Below are 20051 nucleotides of genomic sequence, written 5' to 3'. Positions count from 1 at the left end.
GTCGCCGCCGCCTCCCCGCCCAGCGGCACGCCCCTTGCATATCCCGGTGAAGCAACCCTCAGGAGCTTCACCTCGTGGCCGCAGCCGCTGACAAAACCAAGAAAACCGCCGACAAGGACAAGACCGCGAAGTCGCGCAGTCCGCTGTTGATCACCGCCCTGGTGGCCGTGCTGGCCGCCGGTGCCGCCGGTGGTGCCGTCTGGTTCTTCACCCAGTCCAAGCACGAAGAGAAGACCACCGAAGCGCCGAAGAAGGGCGCCGTGCCGGCCCCGGCCCAGTACTTCGCCCTCGACCCGGCCTTCGTGGTCAACCTCAACGGCTCGATGGACGGCCCGCGCTACCTGCAGGTGGAAGTGCAGCTGATGACCCGTGACCCGGCCGCGCTGGAAGCGATCAAGACCCACGCCCCGGCCATCCGCGCGCGCCTGCTGATGCTGTTCTCGCAGGTCACCGCCGACCAGATCGCCGACATCGCCGGCAAGCAGAAGCTGCAGGCCAACGCGCTGGCCGAAGTGCAGAAGGTGCTCAAGGCCGAGACCGGCAACAAGGGTGCCGATGATCTGTTGTTCACCAGCTTCGTGACCCAGTAAGGGCGGCCCACGATGAATGACCTGCTGTCCCAGGATGAGATCGATGCCCTGCTCCATGGCGTGGACAGTGGCGCGGTCGAAACCGAACCGGAGACGCCCAGTGGCGAGGCCCGTTCATACGATTTCGCCAGCCAGGACCGGATCATCCGCGGCCGCATGCCGACCCTGGAGATGGTCCACGAGCGCTTCGCACGCCTGTGGCGGATCGGTCTGTTCAACCTGATCCGGCGCTCGGCCGAACTGTCGGTACGCGGCATCGAACTGATCAAGTTCAACGATTACATGCATTCGCTGTATGTGCCGACCAACCTGAACCTGATCCGCTTCAAGCCGCTGCGGGGCACGGGCCTGATCGTGTTCGAGCCGACCCTGGTGTTCGCCATCGTCGACAACTTCTTCGGCGGTGACGGGCGCTACCCCACCCGCATCGAGGGCCGCGAGTTCACCGCCACCGAAATGCGCGTGATCCAGTTGCTGCTGAAGCAGACCTTCGCCGACCTGCGCGAGGCCTGGGCACCGGTGATGGAAGTGGATTTCGAATACATCAATTCAGAGATCAACCCGCACTTCGCCAACATCGTGACGCCGCGCGAGTACGTGGTGGTGTGCCGCCTGCACGTCGAACTCGACGGCGGTGGCGGTGACATCCACGTCACCCTGCCCTACTCGATGCTCGAACCGATCCGCGAACTGCTCGATGCCGGCATCCAGAGCGACCGCAATGACCGCGACGCCAGCTGGGGCGTGATGCTGCGCGACCAGCTCAACATCGCCGAAGTGACCCTGTCCAGCGTGCTGGCCAGCAAGCGCATGACCCTGCGCGACCTGACCCAGCTGAAGGTCGGCGACATCCTGCCGATCGAACTGAACCCGCAGGTGCCGCTGTGCGTGGAAAACATTCCCGTGTTCACCGGCGAGTTCGGCATCGCCAACGGCATGAACGCCGTGAAGATCACCGCTACCCATCCGCCGGGCACCCGCCCGCGCGTACCCGTCATCCAGGAAGACCCGCAATGAACGATACCGACGCCCTCGAACCGACCCCGGCCCAGTTCGGCACGCTGCAGGCCGATGAATCACACAGCCCGGACCTGAACCTGGACGTGATCCTCGATGTGCCGGTGACCCTGTCGCTGGAAGTCGGCCGCGCCCGCCTGCCGATCCGCAACCTGCTGCAGCTCAACCAGGGTTCGGTGGTGGAACTGGAACGCGGCGCCGGCGAATCGCTGGATGTGTTCGTCAACGGCACCCTGATCGCCCACGGCGAAGTGGTGGTCATCAACGATCGCTTCGGCGTGCGCCTGACCGACGTGGTCAGCCCGAGCGAGCGGATCCGGAGACTGCGTTGAACCTGCTGCTCGCCACGGCCCAGGCCACTGCCAAGGCCACCCCGCAGATCGGCCAGCATGCCGCCGCCGCACCCAGCCTGTTCGGCGCGGTGCTGGCGCTGCTGGCGGTGCTGGCACTGGTGGTGGGCCTGGGCTGGCTGCTCAAGCGCATGCCGGGCAGCGGCTTCCGCCCGCCCGAGGGCATGAAGCTGGTGGCCAGCCTGAGCGTGGGCGCCAAGGAACGCGTGGTGGTGGTGGAGGTCAATGGCCAGCAGCTGCTGCTGGGCGTGACCGCGGCCAGCATCAATGCCCTGCACACCCTGTCCGAACCGTTGCCGCCGCCGGCGCCCGTGCGCGTGCCGGACCTGAAGAACCTGCCGAATTTCGCCCAGCTGCTGCACCAGCGGCTGCGCAAGGATCCCTGAGATGCGTGTCGCCCCTACCCGTCCTGCCACTGCCCTGTCGTGGCTGCTGCTGATTGCCCTGTGCCTGCTGCCCGCGCTGGCCCTCGCCGCGCCGGGTGCAGCGCCCTCGCTGCCTGATGTGAACGTGGGAAAGATCGGCGGCGCGCCGGTGAGCCTGCCGCTGCAGACCCTGCTGCTGATGACGGCGATCACCCTCATCCCGTCAATGCTGCTGGTGCTGACCTCCTTCACCCGCATCATCATCGTGCTGGGCCTGCTGCGGCAGGCGCTGGGCACCGGGCAGACGCCCTCCAACCAGGTGCTGCTGGGCCTGGCGCTGTTCCTCACCGCGATGATCATGATGCCGACCTGGGACAAGGCGTGGAGCACCGGCATGGCGCCCTATCTCAACGGCGACATCGATTTCCAGACCGCCTGGACCCTGACCACGCAGCCGCTGCGCGGCTTCATGCTGGCGCAGATCCGCGAGACCGACCTGATGACCTTCGCCGGCATCGCCGGGCACGGCACCTACGCCAGCCCCGATGCGATCCCGTTCCCGGTGCTGGTCGCTTCGTTTGTTACCAGTGAACTGAAGACCGCGTTCGAGATCGGCTTCCTGATCTTCATCCCGTTCGTGATCATCGATCTGGTGGTGGCCAGCGTGCTGATGTCGATGGGCATGATGATGCTGTCGCCGATGCTGGTCTCGGCCCCGTTCAAGATCCTGCTGTTCGTGCTGGTCGATGGCTGGGTGCTGACGGTGGGTACGTTGGCGGCCAGCTTCAATCCTGCGTAATTGCAGAGCAGTCGAGCAACGCTCGACTCTACCTACACAAGCGCCGCCGGGCATGGCCCGGCGCTACCGATGGAAGAGAGATGTCTCCCGAACTTGCCCTGACCGAACTGCGTGGCGGCCTGATCACCGTATTGTGGGTGGCCGGTCCGCTGCTGCTGACCGTGCTGGTGGTGGGCGTGGTGGTGGGCGTGGTCCAGGCCGCGACCCAGTTGAACGAGCCGACCATTGCCTTCGTGGCCAAGGCCGCCGCACTGACTGCCGTCCTGTTCGCGCTGGGCAGCCTGCTGATCGGCCACCTGGTCGAATTCACCACGCTGCTGTTCCAGCGCATTCCCCACTTGATCGGCTAGGACACGCGCGCTGATGGATGCCGCCACCCAGATGGCTGCCGACGGCCTGCAGGCCTTCGGCATGATCGGCACGGTGCTGTGGACCATGCTGCGCATCGGCGCGGTGGCCATGGCCATGCCCATGGTAGGCACCCGCGCGGTGCCGCAGCGGATCCGCGTGGTCCTGGCCGGCACCCTGTCCATCGCCCTGGCCCCGCTGCTGCCGCCGGTACCGGCATGGACCGGCTTTGATGCCGCCACCGTGCTGACCATCGCCCGTGAACTGGCCATCGGCGTGTCCATCGGCTTCATGCTGCGGCTGATCTTCGAAGCCGGTGCCATGGCCGGCGAGATGGTGGCCCAGGGCACCGGCCTGGCCTTCGCACAGATGAGCGACCCGCTGCGAGGTGGCACCTCCGGCGTCATCGGCCAGTGGTTCTACCTGCTCTTTGGCTTGTTGTTCTTTACGGCCAACGGCCATCTGGCGTTGATCTCGCTGGTGGTGGACAGTTACCGCGCCCTGCCCATCGGTGCGCCACTGCCCGATCCGAATGCGTTCTTCAGCATCGCCCCCACCCTGCTGCTGACCGTGCTGCGCGGCGCACTCACCCTGGCCATCCCATTGACGGTGGCGATGCTGGCAGTGAACCTGGCGTTCGGCGTGCTGGCCCGTGCCGCGCCTGCGCTGAACCCGATCCAGCTGGGCCTGCCGGTCTCGCTGCTGCTGGGCTTGTTCCTGCTTGCCCTGCTGGTGGGCGAAATGGGGCCGCCGGTGCAACGCCTGTTCGATTCCGCTTTCGAGGCCGCACGCGCCGTCACCCGGTGACGCGCATCTGTAAAGCCGAGCCCATGCTCGGCTGCTTCTGGCCGAACCAGAAAGCCGAGCACAGGCTCGGCTCTACCCCTCCCCCACCGGTTCGCGCTAGAGTGAATACGCGGTGACCAGGGGATGCCGCGCCTGGCAGTCGCAGTCCGGGCCGCCTGCCTCACCCATGCCCCAACGAAGTTTTTCCGTCGACAGGCAGGTCCGGGAGAATGACGAATGCTGGTAGGCACGTATGACCCTTGGCTGGTGGCGCTTTCGCTGCTGGTTGCCGTGATGGCTTCCTACACCGCACTGGCCATGGCCAGCCGTACGGTCACCGCGCCCGGCAAGGGGGCCACCTGGTGGTGGCGATGGGGCGGCGGCTTCGCGATGGGCCTGGGTATCTGGTCGATGCATTTCATCGGCATGCTGGCCTTCAATCTGCCCGTCCCGCTCGGCTACGATCTGCCCATTACCCTGTTGTCGCTGGCCATGGCCATCGCCGCGTCGGTGTTCGCGCTGTGGCTGGTCTCCCTGCGTACCCTGCCGCATCCACGGTTGGCCGGCGGCGCGGTACTGATGGGCATCGGCATTGCCGGCATGCATTACGTGGGCATGGCCGCCCTGCGCATGCGCCCGGGCATCGACTACGACCCGGTATGGCTGGCCCTGTCATTGGCGGTCGCGGTGGCCGCTTCCTGGGTGGCGTTGTATGTGGCCTTCCGTCTGCGCGCGCAGCACACCCGCAGCGTTGACCGTCTGGCCGGCGCCGGCCTGCTGGGCGTGGCCATCGTCGGCATGCACTACACCGGCATGGCCGCCGCGCGCTTCCCCGAGGGCAGCGTGTGCGGCGCGGCCGTGGGCGATGGCCCGCAGAACACCTGGCTGGCGATGCTGGTGGTGGTGCTGACCGTGGCGATCCTGGCGGTGGTGCTGGTGGTGTCCTGGATGGACCAGCGGCTGGAGGCGCAGCTGCTGCGCCTGCGCAACGCGATGCTGAGCACTTCGCTGACCGATGCCCAGCAGGAACTGACCCAGGCCGCGCTGCACGATCCGCTCACCCGCTTGCCCAACCGCCTGCTGCTGCAGCGGCACATCCTGCAGGCACTGGCCGACGCCGAACAGGGCGGCAGCCGCTTCGCGGTGATGTTCATGGACCTGGATGGCTTCAAGCAGGTCAACGATGCCTATGGACACCAGGCGGGCGATGCGCTGCTGGTGGCCGTGGCCGAGCGCATCCGGCAACTGCTGCGGCCGCACGACATGCTGGCCCGGCTGGGCGGTGACGAGTTCGTGCTGGTGGTCCGTATCGACCACGATGAGGACTTGCCGACACTGGCCCGGCGCATCCTGCAGGCGGTGGGGAGCGGGCCACTGCTGCCGGACGACGCGCTGCAGGTCACCGCCAGCATCGGCGTGGCGATCTGCCCGGACCACGCGGCCAGCGAACGGCAACTGATGGCCTTCGCCGATGCGGCCATGTACCAGGCCAAGGAATCGGGCCGGAATGCCTTCGTGATGTTCGCCGAGTGGATGAACGACAGCGCCGAGCAGCAGTTCCGTCTGCTGGCCGACCTGCGCCGGGCCATCAGCAGCGACCAGCTGTTCCTGCACTTCCAGCCGAAGATCCAGGTGACCACGCAGAAGGTGATCGGCGCCGAGGCGCTGATCCGCTGGCGCCATCCCGAGCATGGGTTGATCCCGCCGGACCGCTTCATCCGCCTGGCCGAGCGCAGCGGTGTCATCAACGAAATCGGCCGCTGGGCGCTGGACCAGGCGTGTGCGCAGCTGCGCCGCTGGCACGATGCCGGGCATGAGGGCTGGTCGATGTCGGTCAACCTGTCGCCTGTGCAGTTCGGATCGCCTCACCTGCTGCGGGACGTGACCGAGGTGCTCAAGCGCCACCGCATTACTCCGCGCCAGCTGGTGCTGGAAATTACCGAAAACACGGTGATGCGCGATACCGACACCAGCCTGCGCCTGCTGCAGGCGCTGTCGGCGCTGGGCGTGGGTATCTCCATTGACGATTTCGGCACCGGCTATTCCAGCCTGCTGTATCTGAAACGGCTGCCAGCTACCGAGATCAAGATCGACCACGCCTTCGTCCGCGATCTGGAACACAGCTCCGAAGACGTAGTGATCGTGTCGGCCATCGTCGCCCTGGGCCACGCCCTGGACATGGACATCGTGGCCGAGGGCGTGGAGACCGCAGCCCAGCGCGCCTACCTGGAACGGCTGGGCTGCGACTACCTGCAGGGCTTCCTGCTCGGCCGCCCGGTCGACGCCGCCCGCTTCATGCAGCTGCACGATCTGCCGCGGCCGCGGGTTGAGCTGGCGCAGAGCCCGCCGCCGCCGAATCCGACGTAGCACCGGGCCGGAATGAATGCTGAGGGCAGGGTCCGGCCTTTTCCTGCTGGCAATTGCGGGAAGTGCGCAATACGCTTCACTGGTACAAGGGCGAGCCGGGAAGGAAGATGTCAGGGAAGAACCAGTTCGAGAAGCCGCGATGGGTGCGGGACGTCGTCCGTTTCCTGCCCCTCAAGAGCCAGTTCGTGCTCTCCGGGAACGTGCGCGACCTTCAGGCTGGCGAGCTGCAGCCGGGCTTGGTGACCGCTCAGGGCTTCAACCAGCACCTCTGCACGACCCTGCTTGACGAGGGCTTCAGCCAGGTCCTCAGCTGGGATCCACTCGCCGGCTTCCGGGTGTTGGGCCGGCCCGGGTCCGAGCCGGGCGAAAATGATGCACTGCTGCGGGAGCTGGGCCTGACCCCTGCCAATGGTGCCGCAGCAGCGGGTGTCGACCTGCTCTCGGCCACCCTGCAACGTCTGATCAATCGCAGCGGCGAACCGATCGCACTGATCTTAGACTTCGCCTCGCGCCTCAGTATTCGCAGTGACAACCTGAGTGCAGCCGAGCATCAGTTGTTTACCTACGCCCTGGTGCTTGCCCACCAGGCGCGCAGCCGCCCCGCCACCGCGGCACGCAGGCCGTTCTTCAACAGCGTGCTGTGGGTGGTTGAAAAGGAAGGCGACCTTCCCGACTGGCTGGTGGTCGGGAACCCACGGCTGCACCCGGTTACGGTCAGCAAGCCCGACCAGCGGATCCGACGCGCGTTGGCGCCTGCCTTGCTGAAAGGCCTGCCTGGCGCAGCAACAGCGCAGCCGGATGTGCTTGCGAAATCCGTCGATTCATTTGTCACCGAGACCGAAGGCCTGCTGCTGCTGGACCTGACAGCGATCGCGCAGCTGGCCCGTGTAGAAGGCGTTGGCGTGGAGCAGATCAGCGATGCAGTGCGTCGCTACAAGATCGGCGTCACCGAAGACCCCTGGCTTCGCATCGACCGTTCCCGTATCCGCGAGGCGCAGAGCTATGTGCAGCAACGGGTGAAGGGCCAGGACCATGCGGTGACCCACATGCTGGACATCGTCAAGCGCGCGATGACTGGCGTCGGAGTTCGCCGCAAGGGCAACCGGCCGCGCGGCGTAGCCTTTCTCGCAGGCCCGACCGGTGTCGGCAAGACCGAATTGGCAAAAACCATTACCAGTCTGCTGTTCGGAGATGAAGGGGCTTACGTCCGCTTTGACATGTCCGAATTCAGTGCCGAGCATGCCGACCAGCGCTTGACTGGTGCACCTCCCGGCTATGTTGGCTATGACGTCGGCGGCGAGCTGACCAATGCGATCCGTGAAAAGCCCTTCAGCGTCGTGCTCTTTGACGAGATCGAAAAGGCGCACCCGCGCATCCTCGACAAATTCCTGCAGATCCTCGACGACGGCGTGCTTACCTCCGGGCGCGGCGAGCGTGTGTACTTCTCCGAGGCGCTGATCGTCTTCACCTCCAATCTGGGCATCTACCGCCAGGGCGAACACGGCGAACGGGTCCCCAACGTGCTGCCCGGCGAAGCATTCGAGCAGGTTCAGGAAAAAGTCCACGCCGAAATAGACCGCCACTTCAAGCTGGTGTTGAACCGGCCGGAGATCCTGAACCGGATCGGTGAGAACATCATCGTGTTCGACTTCATTCGCGATGAGGTCGCTGTGCAGATCTTCGAGCAGATGGTTGACGCCACCCTGCAGGATCTGCAAGCCCAGCAATTGACCGTGACCCTGGCGGCTGATGCCCGCGATACGCTGCAGGCGCAGTGCCTGCAGGAGCTTTCCAACGGCGGCCGTGGCATCCGCAACCAGCTTGAGGCGCGCCTGCTCAACCCGCTGGCACGCGTCCTGTTCGACCAGGACGCGCAACCCGGCGAGCACTTCATCATCACCGCCGTACAGCCCGGCGGACTGGCCGTAGAACGGTCCTGAGCATGCAGGTCAGTCTGTCGCGGGTGCACTTTCCCGTCACCACGCTGGGGCCGGGCCAACGGCTCGGCATCTGGTTCCAGGGCTGCAGCATCCGCTGCCCCGGCTGCATCTCCGCCGATACATGGGGACCGGGCCATCGCCGCATCGAGGTAGAGGCTCTGCTTGAACAGCTTGCCCCTTGGTGGCAGCAGGCCGACGGGGTGACGATCTCCGGCGGCGAGCCGTTCGACCAGTTCGATGCACTGCGGGCCCTGTTGGGAGGCCTGCGTTCGCGTGGCCCTGGCGACATCCTCGTGTACAGCGGTCATTCGCTGGAGACGCTGCAGACGCCGTTGCGCCACGCGGCGGGTCTGATCGACGGACTGATGAGCGATCCCTTCCTGGCCGCTGCCGGGCAGACCCGGGCACTGCGCGGAAGCGACAACCAGCGGCTGAGCCTGCTTACCGACCTTGGCCGCGACCGGCTTGCAGGGCTTGATCGCCTGCATGCGCCCTCAGACAACGCGCTGGACATCATGTTTGACGAGGATGGCAGCCTGTGGATGGCCGGAATCCCCCGACACAACGATCTGCTGCGCCTGCGCGGAATGCTGCGCGCGCAAGGTCATCACCTACAGACCAGCGCGCACGCCCCCAGCGGCGACGGCGTGGAGTAACTGCATGATCCGATTCTGCCCGAACTGCCATACCGAACGCGGTCTGCATGAACTGTTCTGCGAAGGCGAGGTCGGCGCGCATCCCTGCGGTTGGGACCTGGCTGGCGAGCCCATCCATGCCGATGGTTGGCGCCCCCAGATCGTGCGGACCCAGGATCAGGTCTCCGAGGCGTCGCACGACGTGCGCGTCGATGTCCTCTGCAGCAACGGCCATCCACTGGAAGCCGGTGACCTGATGTGCCTGCAGTGCGGCGCCGAGCCCGCAACCGTTGACGCGCCGGCGATGCCGCCTGCCGTCGGGCCCGTCCCTGAAGCACCGCACGATGGCGACGCAGGCCGTGCCGAAACGGTCATCGACCAGTGGCGGCTGTTGCGCCAGATCAGCAGCACCGATGGCATCCGCGAGCGTTACCACGCCGAGCATGCGCAGACGGGACAGGCGGCGGTGCTCACCCTGTACCGCGCCGGCGCTGAGCCCGACCCTGCGGTCTACGATGTCATCCGACGGCTGCCACGTGAGCATGTGCCGGACATCATCGCGACCGGGCGCTGGGATGAACGTGCCTATGAGGTCGTGGAAATGCTTGCCGGCGGCAGCCTGGCAGACCTCGGCAGCGTCATCGCCGATCGTGAGGCGGTACGTCATGTGGTGCGAGAGCTGGGACAGGCCCTGCACGCTTTCAACGAAGCCGGCCTGCGCCACCGTGACCTGCGTCCGGCCAGCCTGCTGGTCCGGTCGCGCGACCCTCTGGACATGGTCATCAGTGGGTTCGGCTCAGCCCGTCTGTCCGAGTTCGACCTGGACATCGTTTCGCCGCTGGAAACCAGCCGCTACATGGCTCCCGAAGCGATCGCCGGCGGCGTGGCCGCCGCGTCGGACTGGTGGAGCCTGGGCATGATCCTGCTGGAGCAGCTGACCCAAGGCCGCTGCTTCGAGGGCACCCATACCAACGCTTACCTGATCCACGTGCTGGCCAATGGCGTACCCATTCCGCCCGATATCGATCCGGACCTGAATCTGCTGCTGCGCGGCCTGCTGGTGCGTGACCGCCACCAGCGCTGGCAGTGGCCGGAGGTGTCGGATTGGCTGGCCGGCATTACGGTGGCGGCCCCGCCCTCGCCTGCGCAGGAGCGCGATGAGGGCGACGGGGCAAGCCTTCGCCTGGATGAGCGTCGCTTCCATCGTCCTGCGTTCTTCGCCCTGGAGGCTGCACAGGCCGAGCACTGGGACGAAGCACGTGACAGCCTGTTGCGCGGCGTCATCGTCACCTGGGCGGACCAGGCTGGGCTTGCTCCTTCTACCGTGTCCGCGCTGCGCCAGGTAGTACAGCACGAAGGCGTGGAAGAAGACTTCAAGCTGATGCTGGCATTGAAGATCCTCAATCCGGAAATGCCACTCATCCACCGCGGCAGCATCGTCACGCCTGGTTGGCTGCTTGATCACCCACTGGAAGGCTACCGCCTGATCAGCGGATCGGTACCGGACCTGCTCGAACAACTGCAGACCGATGCGTGGCTGTCGAGATTGAAGCTGCGTGCGCAGAACGTGCGGCAGCGTGCGCTGCACCAACAGATCGACCTCATCGAAGAAGTGCTGCGGGTCTACCTGCTGTCCACCTCGCGAGCCCGCCTGGCCAGCCAGTGGCAGGAGCGTCAGCGGTTGCTGCCCGATACGGAGCACCCCGGCCTGGCGGCCCTGGCCGAACGCAGACTTGTCACCGAAGAAGACCTGATGGTCCTGCTCAGTGCCGCCATCGGTCAGTTCCGCTCGGTAGACGCCATCGTCGCCGACGCCACTGCACTGGCAGCCAAGGCAGGTCTTGCCGAATGGGATGCCGATGCGGCCACACTGCTGCTGCAACACCCACGAACAGAACTGTACCGCGCGATGGACGAGCGTATCCTCGGTTTCGCCCGATCCGGCATGCCGGTCATCGACAGCTGGGCCGAACAGTTCCGCCTGGAACGGCGCATGCCACTGGCGCGCGCGCTCGTGGTGCTGGCCGTTCCGGGCAGCCGCTGGCAGCAGCCGCAACGGCAGCAGTACGTGGCCCAGATCCTGGACTTCTTCGAGAAGAAGGTGGTCACCGCTGTCATGCGCGGGCCGCTGGTCCGGATGAGCATCGGCAAGACCACCGCGCGGGTGGATATCCACGAACTGAACTGTGTGCGACGCCCCGCCGCCGCGCTGCTCGACCACCTGATGCAGCGCAACGCACGCGCCGTCACTGTCGATCCGGAAGCTCTCCAGCGCACCCCGTCGGTTGAGCAGCGGCTGCGCTCGTTGCTGCGCCAAAGCACCCTCTACAAGCGCGATACCGGCATCGATGGCCTGTACCTTGGATTTCCCTTCCTGCTCAGCCGCGATCCGCGCAGCAACGCGCGAGCCCGCATCATTCCGCTGCTGTTGTGGCCGGTAAAGCTGGACATGGAACTGGCCCACCGCTACCAGGCCAACCTTGCCTTCGATGGCGAGCGCGAGGAAGTACGGATCAATCCAGCACTGCAAAGCATCCTCGGTCCTGAGATGTTCCGCCGCTGGCAGACATCGGCCGATGAACTGCTGGGTCGATCGTCGCTGCGCGCGTCCGACGTGATGGATGCCTTCGGCATGCTGGCCCGTGTCCGCTCGCGCACCCTGACTGCCCTGCCAGGCCCGGATGTAGCGGTGGATCCGCTTGGCGACGAACTGGAGTGTGCCGCTGTCCTGTTTCATGTCACCTTCATGGGCCAGGCGATTGGCGAGGACCTTCGCCAATTGAAGGTGCTCCCCCCCAATGGCACCGGCCTGGAGACCGCCCTGCGCCTGGCACCGCCAGCGGACAATGCGGCCGCGACCGCCGCGCCAGCTGAATTGGATCGCTACTTCACTGTCGCCAGCGATCCTTCACAGGAAGCGGCGGTGCTGCAGGCCCGGCAAGGCCCAGGCCTGTTGATCGAGGGGCCACCCGGCACCGGCAAGAGCCAGACCATCGTCAACATGGTGGCCGACGCCATCGGCCGCGGTCGCAGCCTGCTCATCGTGTGCCAGAAGCACGCTGCCCTTGAAGTGGTGCACAAGCGTCTGGTTGCCGAAGGGCTGGGCCAGCGCATCGTCATGGTCAACGACGTCAACCAGGATCGCGAGCCCGTCATCCGCGCGATACGCGAGCAGCTGGATCGCTTGTTCGCCGAGGGTAGTGGTGACCCGGACGGGCGCGCAGCGCGCGAGCGCACCGCCGCCCGCATCGAATCGCTTGAGGGTGAACTTGACCGCTTCCAGCACAGCCTGCATCGCATCGATCCTCTCAGCCACCTCAGCTATCGGCAGTTGCTGGGCGAGCTGATCGAACTGGAGACGGGCCTGCCGCCCCTGGAGTTTCCCGCGCTGCGGCAACGCCTGGGCACACTGGACGTGGCCCAGCTCACGGCGCTTGAAGAGCAATGTGCACCGCTGGTGCGCTGGTGGCTGCCGGCGCGCTACGAAGGTAGTCCTCTGGCGGATCTTCGGCCGTTTGCCGCGGACAGCGCCACGCTGGACGCCTTCGCCGAAAGCCTGCATGCCTTCGTGCAGGCCGAACGGCAACGCCAGCAGGCACTGGCCGAGCATCCTGCCAGCTTCGAGATCGATGACGCGGCGCCCTATCGGGCCTGGATCAGCGAGCATGTGACCACGCTGCTGGCCCTGCGTGACGAGCAGCGCCAGCGTCTCGCCCGCTGGCTGCCACTCTTCCGCAGCCCGAGCGGCGGCGATCCAGTAAAGGGCGACAGCCTTGTCGTCCAGCTGCGGCGGGTCGAGCAGCAGCTTGGCCAGGTCGCTCACGGCAGTGGGGTACCCGGTCTCTCCAGCGCGCTGGCCAGGCTGGATGAAGCCACATTGCGCCGGCATGAGCAGGACTGCACGACCGTGATCGCTCGAACCACCTGGTGGTCCCGTCTGAATCCACGCCACATCGTTCAGCGCGGACGGCTTGATCGCCTGCTGCGCGAGCATGGCGGCCTCACCCGCGATGGGGCCTTGCCGGCCCTGCTGGGCGCAGTGCGCCTGGAGCTGCAGTTGGCGCCATTGCGCAGCCAGTACAACAGCGGCCGCTTGGCACTGGGGCTGCCCGCCGTTGCTGAAGACGGCGGTGCCGACCTGCTGCCTCAGCTGCAACAGGATCTTGCTGGGCTGCTGGAAGTGCAGGCTCTGGCGCGTGCACTTGCCCAATCCCCACGCGCCCAGCAGACCGATACCGCCATGTTGACCGGCGACAAGGCCCAGCTGAAGATGCTGCTGGATGACCTGGATGCCTCCCTGCTGAGGCACGCCGCGCGTAAGGCGAGCCTGCGCCACCTTGCTTCACTCCAGGACTGGCTCGACGACCGGCTGGCCCAGCAACTGCGGCGGAACGTCCTGCACAACCTGGACAACCAGCTTGCACTGGACCGTCTGCAGGGCGCGCTGCCAAGCCTGCCGGCCTATCAGCGGTTCCGTGGCCGCGCAGGCCAGCTGGATGACGCCGCTCTCCAGCTGCTGGGGCAGCTGCGCCAGCGTGAGGCACAGTTGGATGCAGTGCCGCCCGACCAGTTGGAAAGCGCCATACGGCGGCTGTTGAACCGCGAAGCTCGGCTTGGCTGGAAACATCGTCTCGAGCACGAGCTTCCCGAACTGCAGTTCAGCCAGGACGAAGCACAGGCGAAAATCAGCGCCCTGGCCGAGGCTGACAGGCAGATGCGCCGCCTGAACCGCGACCTGCTTGGCAGCCAGCTGGACATGGCCGCACTGGGCAACCGCAAGCAATGGGAAGACGTTACCCGGCTGACCGGACGCCGCTCGCGGCGCCTGCGCGAGTTCATCGAGCTGGGCAGCGCACTGGGCCTCATGCACCTACGCCCGGTCTGGCTGATGAACCCGGATGTGGCCAGTCGGGTGCTGCCACTGCAGGCCGGCCTGTTCGATACCGTGATCTACGACGAGGCTTCGCAGATGCCGGTGGAGTACGCCCTCCCCACCCTGTTCCGTGGCAAGGTCACGGTCGTCAGCGGTGACGAAAAGCAGATGCCGCCCACTGCGTTCTTTTCCAGCCGCGTGGAAAGTGATGAAGCCGAAGTGTTCGATGGCGAAGAACCGGACGCAGAAACCGACGAGGCGCAGCGCGAGGCATTCGAGGACGATTGGAACCGGCGTGAGATCAAGGATTGCCCGGATCTGCTGCAGTTGGCGCGCACCGTGCTGCCCAGCACCACCCTGCAGATTCACTACCGCTCGGCGTACCGCGAGCTCATCGGCTTCTCGAACGCGTCCTTCTATGGCAACCGTCTCAACGTACCCGTCCGTCACCCGCAGGCACGCATCCAGCAGGTCAAGCCGCTGCAGCTGATCCAGGTGGATGGCCTGTACCAGAACCAGAGCAACGCGCTGGAGGCCGAACGCGTGGTGGCCTACCTCGAGGCTCTCTGGCAGGCACCCCGTGCACAGCGCCCCTCGGTGGGCGTGGTGACCTTCAACCGCAAGCAGGCCGAGCTGATCGAGGACCAGCTGGAACTGCGGGCCAGCGAGGACGAGTCGTTCCGCGTGGCCCTGCAGCAGGAACGTGAGCGCATCGTGGAGGGTGAAGACATGTCGGTGTTCATCAAGAACGTGGAAAACGTGCAGGGCGACGAGCGCGACGTGATCGTTTTCTCCACCACCTTCGGCCGCAACGGCCAGGGCACGTTCCGGCGCAACTTCGGTGTGCTCGGCCAGACAGGTGGCGAGCGGAGGCTGAACGTAGCCGTCACCCGCGCTCGGCAGAAGGTGGTGATGATCACCTCGATGCCGATCAACGATGTGTCGGACATGTTCAATACCCAGCGCGCCCCCACTACCCCGCGTGACTATCTGCAAGGCTACCTGGAATATGCACGTGCCCTGTGTGCGGGCGAGTTCGAGGCCAGCACGAGCCTGCTGAACCGCCTGCAGACCGACCGCAGCACGGTGCGCAGCACGGCACGTAGCGCACAGGACGGCTTCGTCGCCATCGTCGGGGAGTACCTGCGCTCACTGGGCTGGGTTGCCAATCCGGCCAGCGAAGGTGATGCCTTCGGCCTGGATTTTGCCATCGAAGACCCGCGCACAGGCCTGTACGCCATCGGCATCGAATGCGATGCGCCGAGCCATGGCCTGCTGCAGCGGGCGCGCGCCCGCGAGATCTGGCGCCCGACCGTACTGGGGCGCGCCATTCCACGGCTGCATCGCGTGTCGTCGCAGGGCTGGTACCACGACGGTGATGGCGAACGCGCACGCCTGCGCCAGGCGGTGGAGCAGGCATTGGAGCGCGCCGCGCCAGGCTCTGACAGGAAGCAGGCTCCTGTCCCGGAGGCCTCCGCATGAGCGGCCCGAAAGTTGTCCGTATCCGGTCCGAAGCCGAACTCCGCGCCCTCCGCGAGCATATGCTGAGCCTGCTGGAACGCGAGGTGCAGCGTTGGCAGCAACGTGCTCAGCAGTTGCAGAGCCTGGAACAGGCCCAGCTCACTGCCGTACTGGCACGCCGTAATATCCTGCGCGCGGCAGCCGCCGAAAGTGACAATGCGTTTTACGCTTCCCAGGTGAAGGCCGAGATGGCCTGGCTGCGCGCTGACCTCGCTGAGCGTGAGGAACACGCTATAGAACAGCGCATCGCCCAGCGACAGCGCGTCCGGCGCCAGCAACAGAATGCCGCTACGGTCCTCAAGGCGTTGCATGACGGTGGCGTAACCGTGGATGTAGAACTATCCCAGGCTCTGACCCGGCTGGCTGAAGGCGGTGCCGAACCCGATGCCGAAACGCTGCTGGCACGGGCCACGCTGTCGCTTTCCCCGCGCGAACAGGGCGAGGCACTCAGCCAGGCACAGCGCGATATTGCCAACGCCCTGCGTGAGGATGCCTCCGGACTGTCCACTGCCTGGCACGCGGCGCCCATCAAACGTGACCCGCGGCTGCTGCGTATTGATCGGCACATCGCCGAACTGCAGCTGCTGCAGGGAGAAGGCTTCGCCACGGCATTCCAGGAAGCGCTGCGTGCGGCCGAGGCAGAAACCGACGCGCAGCGGCGCAACCTCCTCCTGGACAGCCTGGTGCTGGATCTTGCCAGCGCCGCCACGGCCTTCCGCCAGCAGCGCGAGCACCTGACGCACCTGCAGGACCTGGCCCATATCCTCAGTACGCTTGATGCGGTCACCCAGGGCGAGCTGCTGCGCGAGGTCGCCGCCGCCGATACGGACGTACCGGCTGCTCGCCTGCGTGCCCTGGCCGATGCTTGCCAGCGCGCCATCGATGATCACCATCAGGTTCGGGCGGCCGCTTCGCGTCGCGCCGCCCTGTTGGCCGGGCTTGCCGAGCTGGGCTACGAAGTGCGCGAAGGCATGGCCACGGCCTGGTCCGACCATGGGCGCGTGGTGCTGCGTCGACCCGCCAGCCCCGGCTATGGCGTGGAACTCGGCGGAAATGCCGGAAACGGTCGGCTGCAGGTGCGTGCGGTGGCGATGGACGCCCAGCGTGACCGCAGCCGCGACCGCGACGTGGAGACACTCTGGTGCGGTGACTTCTCACGCCTGCAGGCACAGCTGAGCGCGCAAGGCAGCGACCTGCAGATCGAACGCGCGCTCGGCGTGGGGGAAGTGCCGCTGAAGGAAGTGGAGGGCCTTGCCGAGCCCGCCCGGTCAGTCTCCGCTGCCACCGAGCGCTCCCGGGACACCTGAATCTGCCTTGGTAGGTGCCAACCTTGGTTGGCACCCCCTTCCCCGCCAGCGCCCCCGCCGGGCCCGGCGCGGCGCTACCAAGCACCTGCATCCGCCCCGCCGTCACGGAACACTTCTTGCACGCACCCCGGCAACCCCAGCCGCAGTGCCCGTGATGTCCGAGAACGAAGACGCAGGCGAAAAGACCGAACAGCCAACCGAAAAGCGACTGCGTGAAGCCCGCGAGCAGGTCAACATCCCCCGCTCGCGCGAACTGGCCACCGTGGCGGTGTTCGGCGCGGGGGTGATCGCCATCATGGCCAGCAGCGCCTCGCTGGGCGCCAACGGCCGGGCCTGGATGCGCGCCGCACTCAGTCCCGATCCCGCCCTGTGGCAGAACCCGCAGCTGTTGTTCGGCCACTTCGGCATGCTGTTCCTGCGCCTGCTGCTGGCGTGCTGGCCGCTGCTGCTGGTCTGCGTCCTGGCCAGTTTCCTGGCCCCGGTGGTGATGGGCGGGCTGCGCTGGTCGAACAAGTCGCTGGTCCCCGATCCAAAGCGGCTCAGCCCCATGTCCGGGCTGAAACGCATGTGGGGCCCGGAGGCCCTGGCTGAACTCACCAAGTCGATGCTGCGCATGGGCTTTGTCGGCGCGGCGGCGGCGCTGGTGTTCGCCAACAGCTTCGACAGCCTGCGCGGCCTGCTCAGCCAGCCGCTGGAATCGGCCATCGGCCACGGCCTGGGCTTTACCCTCAAGCTGCTGCTGGCCGCGGCCGGGGCGATGCTGGTGCTGGCTGCCATCGACGCCCCGTACCAGCGCTGGAACTGGATGCGCAAGCTGAAGATGACCCGTGAAGAGCTGCGCCGGGAAATGAAGGAAAGCGAAGGCAGCCCTGAAGTAAAGGGCCGTATCCGGCATATGCAGCAGCAGCTGGCCAACCGCCGGATGATGGAAGCGGTGCCCACCGCCGACGTGGTGGTGGTCAACCCCACCCACTACGCCGTGGCCCTGAAGTACGAGGGCAGCAGCATGGGCGCCCCCACGGTGGTCGCCCTGGGCGTGGACGAAACCGCCCTGCGCATCCGCGAGGTGGCCGACGGCAACAAGGTCGCGATCGTCTCCGCCCCGCCTTTGGCACGCGCCTTGTATCGGGAAGGACAACTCGGAAAGGAAATTCCCGTGAGACTGTATTCCGCCGTCGCCCAGGTGCTGTCCTACGTCTACCAGCTGCGCAACTGGCGGACCGGCCCGATGCCGCCCGCCCCGAACGTGGACGTGGATGAATTCGGCAAGGGAGACCGCACATGAGCGCCCAGGCATCCGGCTTCAACACCCGTCGCGCCCTGGAAATGATCCGCCAGGGCCTTGGCGCGCCGCTGATCGTCCTGGCCCTGCTGGCCATGGTCGTGGTGCCACTGGCCGCGCCGGTGCTCGATGCGCTGTTCACGTTCAACATCGCCATCTCGCTGATGGTGCTGCTGGCGGTGGTCTACGTGAAGCGCCCGCTGGATTTCACCATCTTCCCGATCGTGCTGCTGGTCACCACCATGTTGCGGCTGGCGCTGAACGTGGCCTCGACCCGGGTGATCCTGCTCAACGGCCAGAACGGCCACGACGCGGCCGGCAAGGTCATCGCCGCGTTCGGCGAGTTCGTCATCGGCGGCAACTACGCCGTCGGCATCGTGGTCTTCGCCATCCTCACCATCATCAACTTCGTGGTCATCACCAAGGGCGCCGGCCGCGTCTCGGAAGTGACCGCCCGCTTCATCCTCGATGCCATGCCCGGCAAGCAGATGGCCATCGACGCCGATCTGAACGCCGGTTTGCTGACGCGTGAGGAAGCCAAGGCCCGCCGTGAGGAGGTCCGCGAGGAAGCCGACTTCTACGGTGCGATGGACGGTGCCAGCAAGTTCATCCGCGGTGATGCCATCGCCGGCATCCTGATCCTGTTCATCAACATGCTCGGCGGCCTGGCCGTGGGCGTGCTGCAGCATGGCATGCCGTTCGGCGATGCGGCCGCGACCTATACCCTGCTGTCCATCGGTGACGGCCTGGTGGCGCAGCTGCCGGCCCTGCTGATCTCCAGTGCCGTGGCCATGCTGGTCACCCGCGCCTCGCGCTCGCAGGACATGGCCCAGGCCATGACCGGCCAGGTGTTCGGCCAGTACCGCGCCCTGGCCATCACCGCCGGCATCATCGGCCTGGTCGGCCTGGTGCCGGGCATGCCGAACGTCGCTTTCCTGACGCTGGCCGCGATCCTCGGCTTCATCGCCTGGAAGCTGTACCGCAAGTCCCAGGCGCCGGCCGCCGACGAAGCCGCCAAGGCCGGCGAGAACGGGCCGGTGAACGCACTGGGCCGCCCGGCCGCACCGGCCCCCACCGCGGAACTGAGCTGGGACGAACTACGCCCGGTCGATCCGCTCGGCCTGGAAGTAGGCTACCGGCTGATCCCGCTGGTGGACAGCAGCCAGGGCGGCGAGCTGATGGCGCGCATCAAGGGCGTTCGCCGCAAGCTGACCCAGGACGTGGGCTTCCTGATTCCCTCGGTGCACATCCGCGACAACCTTGAACTGCCGGCCAACGGCTACCGGGTGCTGGTGCATGGGGTGCCGGTGGCCACCGCCGACATCCATCCCGACCGCGAGCTGGCCCTGGACCCGGGCAGTGCGCTGGGCCCGCTGGAAGGCATCGCCGGCAAGGATCCCGCGTTCGGCCTGGACGCCACCTGGATCCAGCCGCACCAGCGTGCACAGGCCGAGACCATGGGCTACACCGTGGTCGACCCGGCCACCGTGGTCGCCACCCATCTCTCCCACCTGATCCGCGAACACGCGCCGGAACTGCTGGGCCATGAGGAGGTGCAGCATCTGCTGGCCAACCTCGGCAAGAGCGCGCCCAAGCTCGTCGAAGACCTGACGCCCAAGGCGCTGCCGCTGTCGGCGGTGGTGCGCGTGCTGCAGAACCTGCTGGTCGAGCGCATCCCGATCCGCCAACTGCGCAAGATCGCCGAAGCACTGGTCGAGCACGCCCCCATCAGCCAGGACCCGGCGACGCTGACCGCTGCCGTGCGTACCGCGCTGGGCCGCTTCATCGTGCAGGAGATCGCCGGAATGTCGGCGGAGCAGTGGAACTGGTGGTGCGCCTGGTGCACGACGCAGCCGGCCGCCCCGGCCTGG

At 66.5% G+C, this 20051-nt stretch carries 14 protein-coding genes; all 14 read left to right on the top strand.

What is annotated here, in order from left to right; all coding sequences use genetic code 11:
* Window positions 1-74 precede the first annotated feature (74 nt).
* Entirely contained in the window at window positions 75-590 is a 516-nt protein-coding gene (locus ACQKDV_RS04035) for a flagellar basal body-associated FliL family protein (protein WP_427782502.1), read from the top strand.
* 12 nt (window positions 591-602) lie between these two features.
* A complete protein-coding gene (gene fliM, locus ACQKDV_RS04030; protein WP_427782501.1) occupies window positions 603-1607 on the top strand; it encodes a flagellar motor switch protein FliM in 1005 nt (334 codons plus the stop codon).
* Complete coding sequence (gene fliN / locus ACQKDV_RS04025) at window positions 1604-1939, top strand: flagellar motor switch protein FliN (RefSeq protein WP_427782500.1); 336 nt, start codon at window positions 1604-1606, stop codon at window positions 1937-1939. Before fliM ends, fliN begins: the two co-directional genes overlap by 4 nt.
* Window positions 1936-2343, top strand: coding sequence for a flagellar biosynthetic protein FliO (fliO, locus tag ACQKDV_RS04020; protein ID WP_427782499.1), 408 nt, complete (start codon window positions 1936-1938; stop codon window positions 2341-2343). Before fliN ends, fliO begins: the two co-directional genes overlap by 4 nt.
* Before the next feature lies 1 nt (window position 2344).
* Window positions 2345-3121, top strand: coding sequence for a flagellar type III secretion system pore protein FliP (fliP, locus tag ACQKDV_RS04015; RefSeq protein ID WP_427782498.1), 777 nt, complete (start codon window positions 2345-2347; stop codon window positions 3119-3121).
* Window positions 3122-3201: 80 nt separating this feature from the next.
* Window positions 3202-3471, top strand: coding sequence for a flagellar biosynthetic protein FliQ (locus ACQKDV_RS04010; RefSeq protein WP_005413254.1), 270 nt, complete (start codon window positions 3202-3204; stop codon window positions 3469-3471).
* 13 nt (window positions 3472-3484) lie between these two features.
* Window positions 3485-4276 (top strand): flagellar biosynthetic protein FliR, encoded by a 792-nt coding sequence (gene fliR, locus ACQKDV_RS04005; RefSeq protein ID WP_427782497.1) that lies wholly within the window; start codon window positions 3485-3487, stop codon window positions 4274-4276.
* A gap of 216 nt (window positions 4277-4492) precedes the next feature.
* Complete coding sequence (locus ACQKDV_RS04000) at window positions 4493-6622, top strand: putative bifunctional diguanylate cyclase/phosphodiesterase (protein ID WP_427782496.1); 2130 nt, start codon at window positions 4493-4495, stop codon at window positions 6620-6622.
* Between the two features lie 107 nt (window positions 6623-6729).
* Entirely contained in the window at window positions 6730-8562 is a 1833-nt protein-coding gene (locus tag ACQKDV_RS03995; protein WP_427782495.1) for an AAA family ATPase, read from the top strand.
* Window positions 8563-8564: 2 nt separating this feature from the next.
* Window positions 8565-9218: a 4Fe-4S single cluster domain-containing protein gene (locus tag ACQKDV_RS03990; protein ID WP_427782494.1), complete on the top strand. Its 654-nt coding sequence runs from the start codon at window positions 8565-8567 to the stop codon at window positions 9216-9218.
* 4 nt (window positions 9219-9222) lie between these two features.
* On the top strand, window positions 9223-15552 hold the full coding sequence (locus ACQKDV_RS03985; RefSeq protein WP_427782493.1) for an AAA domain-containing protein: 6330 nt from the start codon (window positions 9223-9225) through the stop codon (window positions 15550-15552).
* Window positions 15549-16898, top strand: coding sequence for a hypothetical protein (locus ACQKDV_RS03980; RefSeq protein WP_427782492.1), 1350 nt, complete (start codon window positions 15549-15551; stop codon window positions 16896-16898). The genes ACQKDV_RS03985 and ACQKDV_RS03980 overlap by 4 nt, the downstream gene beginning before the upstream one ends.
* 154 nt (window positions 16899-17052) lie before the next feature.
* Window positions 17053-18183, top strand: coding sequence for a flagellar biosynthesis protein FlhB (flhB, locus tag ACQKDV_RS03975; RefSeq protein WP_427782491.1), 1131 nt, complete (start codon window positions 17053-17055; stop codon window positions 18181-18183).
* Window positions 18180-20051, top strand: a 1872-nt coding sequence (gene flhA, locus ACQKDV_RS03970) for a flagellar biosynthesis protein FlhA (protein ID WP_427782490.1), incomplete at its 3' end; no start/stop codon positions are given. The genes flhB and flhA, both read left to right, overlap by 4 nt.

Source organism: Stenotrophomonas sp. NPDC077659, assembly GCF_050268705.1.
GTDB lineage: Bacteria > Pseudomonadota > Gammaproteobacteria > Xanthomonadales > Xanthomonadaceae > Stenotrophomonas.
This window is presented reverse-complemented; position numbering and strand designations above follow the sequence as displayed.